The following is a 9,136-nucleotide window of genomic DNA, read 5'->3' as shown; positions in this document are numbered from 1 at the left end:
CGTAGTTCCTCGGCTTCCAGGTTTTGCCCAGTCCGGCAGGGTATTCCACCTCGGAGTCCTCGATGACCGTCGCTGCGGTGAACCCTTTTTCCAAAGCAGCCGCATAGATGATCGGCTTGAAGGCCGACCCGGCATTGCGCTTGGCCTGTACCGCACGGTTAAACTGACTCTTGCGGAAGTCATAGCCGCCAATCATGGCCTTAATGCCGCCGGTCGTCGGATCAATGGAGACCAGCGCCCCCTGTACCTCCGGCGTCTGGTCCAACTCGAACACTGCCCCCTGGCGGTTGACATCGGGCGTAACGACCTGCACCTCAACCACCGCCCCCAGCGGCAGTGCTTTCGACGGCTTGTCCGGCTTGCCATAGTTGTTCAGCAGGTTCAGCCGGCCGGCCCAGGCCATGCCCTTGCGGGCCAACAGACCGGTACGATCCCCCACCCGTACCAGCGCCTCCCCCTTGGAAGGATTTATCCCTACGATCACACCGGTATAGGTGTCTCCCTGCTTGAGGGCGGCGCTATCAATCCCTTCCTCAACCTTGTTGCAATACCCCTCAACCTCTTCCTGCTTGAGATATTTCAACGCTCCCCTGAACCCCTGGCGCTTGTCCACCGCTTTCAGTCCGGCCCGCACCGACTCGTAGGCCGCCCGCTGCATGGCGGCGTTCATGGTGGTATAGATCTTCAGCCCCCCCTTGTAGAGCTGGTCCTCGCCGTACCGCGACTCCAGGTAGATACGCATCTGCTCCAGGAAATAGGCCACCTGGTCGTTCATGGCCCGGCGTCCGGGCAGGATCGTCAGCGGCGTCTTACGGGCATGTTCAGCCTCGGCCTGGGTGATGTATCCCTCCGCTACCATTCGTTCCAGCACGTAGTTTTGACGTTCCTTGGCCCTGGCCAGGTTCTTGATGGGAGAATAAGCGTTGGGTGCCTTGGGCAGACCGGCCAGGATGGCCATTTCGGCCAGACTCAGCTGATCGACCGATTTGCCGAAGTAGGTTTCCGCCGCCGCCTCGACGCCGTAGGCACCGGCGCCGAGATAAATCTGGTTGAGATACAGGTAGAGGATCTCGTCCTTGGTCAGCCGTTCCTCCATCCGTTTCGCCAGGATTGCTTCCTTGATTTTACGGGAGAGCTTTTTCTCCGGCGTCAGCAGCATGGTCTTGGTTACCTGCTGGGTGATGGTGGACGCCCCTTCCTTCTTGCGCATGGTGATCAGGTTCTTGAAGGCGGCCCGCACGATACCGATATAGTCGATTCCCTTGTGGGAGTAAAAATTGGCGTCCTCCGCAGCGACAAATGCCTGGATCAGCTTGCGGGGCATCCGGTTCACCGGCACCACGATCCGCCGTTCCAGGTAGAACTCCCCCACCAGCGTACCGTCATCGCCATACACTTGGGAAACCACCGGCGGTTTGTAGTCCGCCAGCCGGTCAACCTTGGGGAGCTTCGCCATCAGGAAGGCAACATACCCGCCAATCCCCAGCAGGGTAACGACAACCAGCGTGACGACAATCAACAGCAGGGTGGAAAAAAAGCCCCGGCGTTGGTGCGGAATGCGACGAGCTGTCTTTTGTTCGTGAGACATGGGAACCGACTTTCCTCCCGTTTTTCGGGGAACTATGCTTAATTAAATAAAAATACCCGATTCGTCTCCCTGGTTCAAGATTTTTACCAAACGGATTTTCTGCAACCAGCCGCCATGGCAGTGTTGCCAATTGCCCTGTTCCGGCTATACTTCCCGCAACAGTCACCACGACGCCCACGAGGCCGCCATGCGCATCACCGCAAAACTGACCCTGATCATCAGCCTGCTGTTGATCGTTCTCCTCATCGTCCTGGCCTGGACCTCCTATCACCATGACCAGGAGATGCTGCTCCAGGAATCGGTGGAAAAGGCACGGACCATTGCCCGCCAGATCGTGGAGACCCGTGAACACCTTTCATCGGTGGTCAGGGCGGAGCAGGCTGAGCAGAACTATGAGTTGATTCCCCAGGTTGCAGCGACCCGCATTACCCAGCGCCTGACCAAGGGAACCCCCTATTACGTTCGCCAAGTATCCCAACGCTTCCGTAATCCGCTGAACCGCCCGGACCCCTATGAACAGGCAGTGCTCAGACAGTTTGCCGATGCGAGTATCGCGGAGCGCTACGAGGTGGTCAGCCAGAACGGCGCTGAAACCCTGCGCTACCTGCTCCCCATGGTGGCCGAACAATCCTGTCTCGTGTGCCATGGCAGTTTCGAAACGGCCCCCCGCTTCGTGCAGCAGCGCTTTCCCAAGGGACACCCTTCCTACAACTATCGGACCGGAGAGCTGATCGGCGCCATATCGGTATCCGTGCCGCTTGAGGCGCTGCACAACAGAATACTGCACAACCTCGCCCAGGAGCAGGCGTTGCAGGGGAGTATCCTGCTGGTGCTGGTCCTGCTGACCGGCTGGCTGATCCATCGCACCATCCTCGCACCGGTTTCCCGGGTTGCGGAAGGAATTGCCACCGTGACCCGGTCCGGCACATTCTCCACCCGTATCGAACCGCGGGGACATGACGAAATCGGTCGCCTGGTGGAGGCGTTCAACGATCTGATGGCCGAACTGGAACGACGTACCCGGCAACGGGCCGAATCGGATGAGCGCTACCGTAACTTCATCGAAATCGCCCAGTCGCCCATCGTTACGTTCCTGCCCGACGGCAAGATCGTTATTGCCAATCAAAAGGCCGAAAAGCTGTTCGGCCTCACTCGGGAGGAGCTGCTCGGCCAGTGCATTTTCGACTTCATGGAAGATCCGTTGCCGCTCAGGCAGGGTCTTGAAGACTACTTTTCCGCCGGCAGCAGCCAAGTGCTGGGCAACGCCAGCCGCCAGACCCTGCGGGACGTCTGCGGTCGCTGTTTCGAGGTGGAAATGGTCGTGTCCGTCTCACAGAGTGAGCATGAGGCCATGTTTTCCGCTATCCTTCGCCTCACCCCCAAAGGGGACTAAACGTGTAGCGCACAACGTTCGAATGGGCAGCAGTTCGGAACCGGCACGTATCAAAACAGACAGCTTGACGACTTGACTGCACCACGCCTATCGCGGACCTGTGTTGCAGCACACCCCACCACAAACGGAGCAGACAATGGAGATACGGGAACATCGGGAGGCAGGCGGCATCGTACTGTCCATCGCCGGCAGAATGGATGCAATCACCACGCCGACCTACGAAGGGAAACTGCATGAACTGATCGCCAGCGGCGACACGAGGGTCGTCATTGACTTCGGCAGCCTGGACTACATCAGCAGTGCCGGCCTGCGGGCGCTGCTGACGACCGCAAAGGCCCTCAAGGCTGCGGCGGGAGAGGTTCGCTTCGCCCGGATCACCGGCACCGTCAAGGACGTGTTCGACATATCCGGCTTCGGTTCAATCTTTCCGATATACCCCACCGTCGCCGATGCCCTGGCATCCTTCACCTGACCCTGCCATGCCCTCCTGCACCCGCCGTACTTTTTTAAAAAGCAGCGTCCTGGCCGGAACATCGTTGCTCTTGCCCGGCCTGTTGGGCGGCTGCGCCGTCACCCCTACCGTTCCCGGCACGGTATTGTCGACTCCGCAGAGCTGGTCGCTGGAACGCAAACTGGCTCAGATGCTGCTGATAGGGTTCCCCGGCGAGACGCTTGCTCCCGGCAGCCCGATCCACCAGACAGTCCAGGTCCACGGTGTCGGCGGCGTGGTGTTGTTCGACAATAATGTAGACCAGGGAGTTACCGGCCGCAACATCACTGCCCCAGCCCAAACGAAAGCCCTGACCACGGCCCTGCGCGAAGCCGCAGCGGTACCGCTCTTCATCGCCGTGGACCAGGAAGGGGGCTTAGTTGCCCGCTTGAAGGAGCGTTCCGGCTTTCCCCCGTCGCTCTCGGCCCGCTACCTGGGAGAACAGAACCGGTCGGAGTTGACCCGCTCCGCTGCCGACAGCATCGCCGCCACCCTGGCAGAGTACGGCTTCAACCTGAACCTGGCACCGGTGGTGGACCTGAATCTCAACCCGGACAACCCGGTGATCGCCTTCAAGGAGCGCAGCTTTTCAGCCGACCCTGCCGTGGTGACAGCCCATGCGGCGACGTTCATCGCCAGTCACCGCAGGCACCGCATCCTGACCTGCCTGAAGCATTTCCCCGGTCACGGCAGCTCCCACCATGATTCGCACCTGGGGCTGACGGATGTGACCCGTTCCTGGAGCGACGGTGAGCTGCGTCCCTACCGGAACCTGATTCAGCGGGAGCTGTGTGACATGGTGATGACCGCCCACACCTTCAATACCGCCATTGATCCGGACTACCCCGCAACCCTGTCCAAAGCAACCATTGACGGCATTCTGCGCAAGCGACTCGGCTTTGACGGCGTGGTGGTCAGCGACGATCTGTACATGGGAGCCATCATGCGGCACTACCGTTACGAAACTGCCGTGGAAAAAGCGATCAACGCCGGGGTTGACCTGCTGGTGGTGGCCAACGACAAGGCCTATCAGCCGGACATCGTACCCCGCACCATCGAACTGCTGCTGAAGCTGGTAGAAACGGGACGGATACCGCGGGAACGGATCGATCAGGCTTGCCGACGGATCATGGCATTGAAACAGGACCGCGTCGTTGCCTGATGCCGATGGTTGCTGAAACAACAGGCCTACGGACGCGGCCGGCCTGCCCACCGGCAGCGGGTGAAGAAGGGCGTTACAGAATACTGCAGCAGCAGGTTCAGTAGATGATGATGTAGCCGTGCTCCTCCGCGATGCGCCGGACCTCATCCCGGTCCGTGATCCGGTAGTTTTTCCCCTCAAGGGTGAACAGGTACCCTTCGCCGTCCTCCACCAGCGACTCCAGCAACGCCTCGAAGGTTGCTGTCTTAACCATGGTTGTTCTCCTTTGGCAGCACCGGTTCGGTGCACTCCGGGGTGGTGATCAGCCGGACCTGGCGCTCGTGGAACCAGTAGTACCAAGCCCAATTCAGGAGCACCACGATCCGGTTCCGGAAGCCGATCAGGTAGTACAGGTGCAGGAACAGCCAAGCCAGCCAGGCAAAGTAGCCGGACAGAGAGACACCGAAGCCGGTGGCCACGGCGGAGCTGCGGCCGATGGTGGCCATGCTCCCCTTGTCCCGGTAGCGGAACGGTTCCGGCTGCCCCCCCTGTTCCCGTTGCAGGATGGCCCGGGCCGCGTAGCGTCCCTGCTGCATCGCCACCGGTGCCACCATCGGCAGCGGCTTGCCGTCCTGCATCACCAGGGCCATATCCCCCACCACGAAGACCCCGTCGTACCCCGGCAGGGAGAGGTCGGGATTCACCGGTATCCGGCCGCCGGGCCCCTTGTCGCCGGGAACCATGCCGGCCAGGGGAGCCGCCTTGACGCCTGCGGACCAGAACAGGGTGCGGGCCACGATCACCTCGCCGCCGGCCAGGGTCACGGTTCCGGGCCCGGCGTCGGCCACCATGGTGTTACAGCGCACCTCCACGCCCATCCGTTCGAGGTTTTTTTTGGCGTACTCCCGCAGTTTTTCCGGCATGGCCAGCAGGATGGCAGGGGCCGCCTCCAGCAGAATGACCCGGCTTTCATCCAGATCCAGGGTCGGGTAGTCCTTGCGGAACACGTAACGGATCAGTTCCGACAGGGCGCCGGCAAACTCCACCCCGGTGGGGCCGCCCCCCACCACCACGAAGGTCAGCAGTTGCCGTCGCAGCTCCGGGTCACGCACCTGCACCGCCTGCTCGAAGATCCCCAGGATGGTGTTACGCAACGATTCGGCATCAGGCAGCCGCTTCAGGTCAAAGGCGTGCTGCTCAACCCCCTTGTTGCCGAAGTAGTTGGTCTCGCTCCCCCCGGCCAGGATCAGGTAGTCGTAGGCGATCCCCCCCGCTTCGGTCTGCACGTAGCGGTCTTCCAGACTGAGCCCGGTGACCTCGGTCATCCGGAAGGAGAGGTTCTTCCAGCCCCGAATCAGGGCCCGCACCGGGTAGGCGATGGACTCCTGCTCCAGACCGGCGGTGGCCACCTGGTAGAGCAGCGGCTGAAACAGGTGATAGTTGTTCCGGTCCACCAGCACCACCTCGAGACCGCAATCGGCCAGGCACTGGGCGGCCCGGATGCCGCCAAACCCCATCCCCACGATGACAACCCGCTTCGTTTTCCTGGTTTCCCGTTCGCTCATAGCATTTTCCTCAGGAATTTTCCGGTCCATGACCTGGTTACCTTCGCTATCTGCTCCGGAGTGCCGGCAGCCACCACCTCGCCTCCCCGATCTCCCCCCTCCGGCCCCAGATCGATGAGCCAGTCGGCGGTTTTGATCACATCCAGATTATGTTCGATGATCACGATGGTGTTGCCGGCCTCCACCAAGCGGTGCAGCACCTCCAGCAGCTTGCGGATATCCTCGAAATGCAGGCCGGTGGTCGGCTCGTCCAGGATGTAAATGGTGCGGCCCGTGGCCCGGCGGGACAGTTCCTTGGCCAGCTTCACCCGCTGGGCCTCGCCGCCGGACAGGGTGGTGGCCGACTGCCCCAGGGTGATGTAACCCAGCCCCACCTCCAGCAGGGTCTGCAGTTTGTTCTTGATGCGGGGGATGGCCCCCAGGAACTCCACCGCCTGCTCCACGGTCATGTTCAGCACATCGGCGATGGATTTCCCCTTGTACAGCACCTCCAGGGTCTCCCGGTTGTAGCGGGCCCCGTGGCAGACGTCGCACTGCACGTAGACATCGGGCAGGAAGTGCATCTCGATCTTGATGATGCCGTCCCCGGCGCAGGCCTCGCAGCGTCCCCCCTTGACGTTGAAGGAGTAGCGGCCCGGCTTGTAACCCCGCACCTTGGACTCCGGCAGCCCGGCGAACAGGTCGCGGATATCGCCGAACACGCCGGTGTAGGTAGCCGGGTTGCTGCGGGGGGTGCGGCCGATGGGGGACTGGTCGATGTTGATCACCTTGTCCAGGTACTCCAGCCCCAGGATGTCACGACAGGCGCCGGCCTTTTCCCGGCTGCGGTAGAGCCGCTGGGAGAGCACCTTGTGCAGGGTGTCGATCACCAGGGTGGATTTGCCGGAGCCGGAGACCCCGGTGACGCAAGTCATCACCCCCAGGGGCAGTTCCACGTCGATCCCCTTCAGGTTGTTCTCCGCAGCGCCCAGAATGGTGATATGGCGTTCCGCCTTGCGCCGCTTTTTCGGCACAGCAATGGTCAGATCCCCGGACAGGTAGCGGCCGGTGAGCGACGCCGGATTGTCCATGATCTGCCGGGGAGTCCCCTGGGCCACCACTTCCCCGCCGTGGACCCCGGCGCCGGGCCCCATGTCGATCACATGATCCGCCGCCAGGATGGTGTCCTCGTCATGCTCCACCACCAGCACGGTGTTGCCGATATCCCGCAGATGGCGCAGGGTGGCCAGCAGCCGGTCGTTGTCCCGCTGGTGCAGACCAATGGAGGGCTCGTCCAGGATGTACAGCACCCCCACCAGGGAGGAGCCGATCTGGGTGGCCAGCCTGATCCGCTGCCCTTCGCCGCCGGACAGGGTGCCGGCGGTGCGGTCCAGGGAAAGGTAGTCCAGCCCCACGTTCACCAGGAACCCCAGCCGCTCCCGGATCTCCTTCAGAATCCGCCGGGCGATCTCCTGCTCCTTGTCGGTCAGCTCCAGGGTGGTGAAGAACGCCAGGCAGTCCCTGATGGCCAGGGCGGTCACCTGCTGGATGGTACGGTCCGCCACCCGGATATGCAGGGCCTCCGGCTTCAGGCGGGCACCGTTGCAGGTGGGGCAGGGCATGACGTTCATGTAGGGAGCCAGCTCCTCCCGCACCGCCTCGGAATCGGTCTCCCGGTAACGGCGTTCCAGGTTGTTCAGCACCCCCTCGAAGGTCTTCTTGTAGGTATGGCGCTTGCCCCGGTTGTCCTCCCACCAGAAGGTCACCTCCTGCTCGCCGGTGCCCTGCAGCAGCATGCTCCGTACCGTCTCCGGCAGCTCACGGAACGGCGTGGTGAGGTCGAAGCGAAACTCCTGGGCCAGGCACTCCAGAATCATCTGGTGGAACGGGCTGCCCAGCCGCTTCTCCCAGGGGGCGATGGCCCCTTCCCGCAGGGACAGCTCCGGGTTGGGCACCACCATCTCGGCATCGAAGTACATCCGGGTGCCCAGGCCGGTGCAGTCAGGGCAGGCGCCGTAGGGGTTGTTGAAGGAAAACATCCGCGGCGCGATCTCGGGGTAGGAGATGCCGCAGTCGGTGCAGGCGAACTTTTCCGAAAAGGTCAGCCGCTCGCCCTCCACGATTTCCACGGTCACAACCCCCTCGGCATGGCCCAGTGCGGTCTCCAGGGAGTCGGCCAGACGCCGGGCGATCCCCTCCTTCACCACCAGCCGGTCCACCACGATGTCGATATCGTGCTTTTTCTTCTTGTCCAGCTCGATCTCCTCGGTCAGCTCCCGCTGGACCCCGTCGATCACCACCCGGGTGAACCCCTCCTTGCGCAACTGCTGCAGCTCTTTCTTGTACTCCCCCTTGCGTCCCCGGATCATGGGGGAAAGCAGCAAAAGTTTCGTCCCCTCCGGCAGTGCCATGATCCGGTCCACCATCTGGGACACGGTCTGGGCCGTGATCGGCTTGCCGCAGCAATAGCAGTGGGGCCGGCCGATGCGGGCAAAGAGCAGGCGCAGGTAGTCGTAAATCTCCGTCACCGTGCCGACGGTGGAGCGGGGGTTTTTGGAGGTGGTCTTCTGCTCGATGGAGATGGCCGGGGACAGCCCCTCGATGGACTCCACGTCCGGCTTTTCCATCTGCTCAAGGAACTGGCGGGCGTAGGCGGACAACGATTCCACGTAACGGCGCTGCCCTTCGGCGTAGATGGTGTCAAAGGCCAGGGTGGACTTGCCGGAACCGGACAGGCCGGTGATCACCACCAGCTGGTCCCGGGGAATGGTGACGTCGATGCATTTGAGGTTGTGCTCGTTGGCACCTTTGATGATGATCTGATCGTGCGGCATGGAAGGGTCGACCTGTACTCCGGAGATGGATGAACGCAAGCGTGGTTTGACAGTATGACCATCGCGTCCGCATTTGTAAAGTCCCGGAACAGGGTGCGGCATATAACCGGTTACCGGCTTTTCTTGCCAAATAACCCCAATCGGTT

The 9,136-nt window shown here is 62.0% G+C and carries 7 protein-coding genes (1 of these 7 cut by a window edge); 3 read left to right on the top strand and 4 right to left on the bottom strand.

Annotated features, from left to right (window positions below):
• Positions 1-1,588: the 5' portion of a penicillin-binding protein 1A gene (locus RAK07_RS02510; RefSeq protein ID WP_305731282.1), read on the bottom strand. Its footprint begins 857 nt before the window's first position; only the first 1,588 of its 2,445 coding nucleotides appear in the window; its start codon is at positions 1,586-1,588; the stop codon falls past the left edge of the window.
• A 187-nt stretch (positions 1,589-1,775) separates the two neighbouring features.
• Here RAK07_RS02510 and RAK07_RS02505 point away from each other — a divergent pair, with 187 nt between their 5' ends.
• From RAK07_RS02505 to RAK07_RS02495, 3 genes are all read left to right on the top strand, one after another.
• Positions 1,776-2,981 (top strand): c-type heme family protein, encoded by a 1,206-nt coding sequence (locus tag RAK07_RS02505; protein ID WP_305731281.1) that lies wholly within the window; start codon positions 1,776-1,778, stop codon positions 2,979-2,981.
• A 136-nt stretch (positions 2,982-3,117) separates the two neighbouring features.
• The gene (locus RAK07_RS02500; protein WP_305731280.1) at positions 3,118-3,453 is read left to right on the top strand and encodes an STAS domain-containing protein; all 336 of its coding nucleotides are present in this window, start codon (positions 3,118-3,120) and stop codon (positions 3,451-3,453) included.
• A 70-nt stretch (positions 3,454-3,523) separates the two neighbouring features.
• Positions 3,524-4,633, top strand: coding sequence for a glycoside hydrolase family 3 protein (locus RAK07_RS02495; protein ID WP_305731279.1), 1,110 nt, complete (start codon positions 3,524-3,526; stop codon positions 4,631-4,633).
• A 97-nt stretch (positions 4,634-4,730) separates the two neighbouring features.
• Here RAK07_RS02495 and RAK07_RS02490 read toward each other — a convergent pair whose 3' ends face one another.
• Genes RAK07_RS02490 through uvrA form a run of 3 tightly spaced genes read right to left on the bottom strand, consistent with a single transcriptional unit; the run spans position 4,731 to position 8,990 of the window.
• Positions 4,731-4,886 carry a hypothetical protein gene (locus RAK07_RS02490; RefSeq protein ID WP_305731278.1) on the bottom strand — a complete coding sequence of 52 codons (156 nt, stop codon included), beginning with the start codon at positions 4,884-4,886 and terminating at the stop codon, positions 4,731-4,733.
• Entirely contained in the window at positions 4,879-6,177 is a 1,299-nt protein-coding gene (locus RAK07_RS02485; RefSeq protein WP_305731277.1) for an NAD(P)/FAD-dependent oxidoreductase, read from the bottom strand. Before RAK07_RS02485 ends, RAK07_RS02490 begins: the two co-directional genes overlap by 8 nt.
• Positions 6,174-8,990: an excinuclease ABC subunit UvrA gene (gene uvrA, locus RAK07_RS02480; protein ID WP_305731276.1), complete on the bottom strand. Its 2,817-nt coding sequence runs from the start codon at positions 8,988-8,990 to the stop codon at positions 6,174-6,176. Before uvrA ends, RAK07_RS02485 begins: the two co-directional genes overlap by 4 nt.
• Positions 8,991-9,136 lie beyond the last annotated feature (146 nt).

Source organism: Trichlorobacter ammonificans (assembly GCF_933509905.1).
Lineage (GTDB): Bacteria > Desulfobacterota > Desulfuromonadia > Geobacterales > Pseudopelobacteraceae > Trichlorobacter > Trichlorobacter ammonificans.
The sequence above is the reverse complement of the archived record's forward strand: the minus strand, read 5'-3'. Positions and strand labels throughout refer to the sequence as shown.

Bases quoted from the DNA above. Each gene is read 5' to 3' on its own strand.
- RAK07_RS02505 (WP_305731281.1), top strand. From the start codon at position 1,776: ATGCGCATCACCGCAAAACTGACCCTGATCATCAGCCTGCTGTTGATC.
- RAK07_RS02500 (WP_305731280.1), top strand. From the start codon at position 3,118: ATGGAGATACGGGAACATCGGGAGGCAGGCGGCATCGTACTGTCCATC.
- RAK07_RS02490 (WP_305731278.1), bottom strand. From the start codon at position 4,886: ATGGTTAAGACAGCAACCTTCGAGGCGTTGCTGGAGTCGCTGGTGGAG.
- RAK07_RS02485 (WP_305731277.1), bottom strand. From the start codon at position 6,177: ATGAGCGAACGGGAAACCAGGAAAACGAAGCGGGTTGTCATCGTGGGG.
- uvrA (WP_305731276.1), bottom strand. From the start codon at position 8,990: ATGCCGCACGATCAGATCATCATCAAAGGTGCCAACGAGCACAACCTC.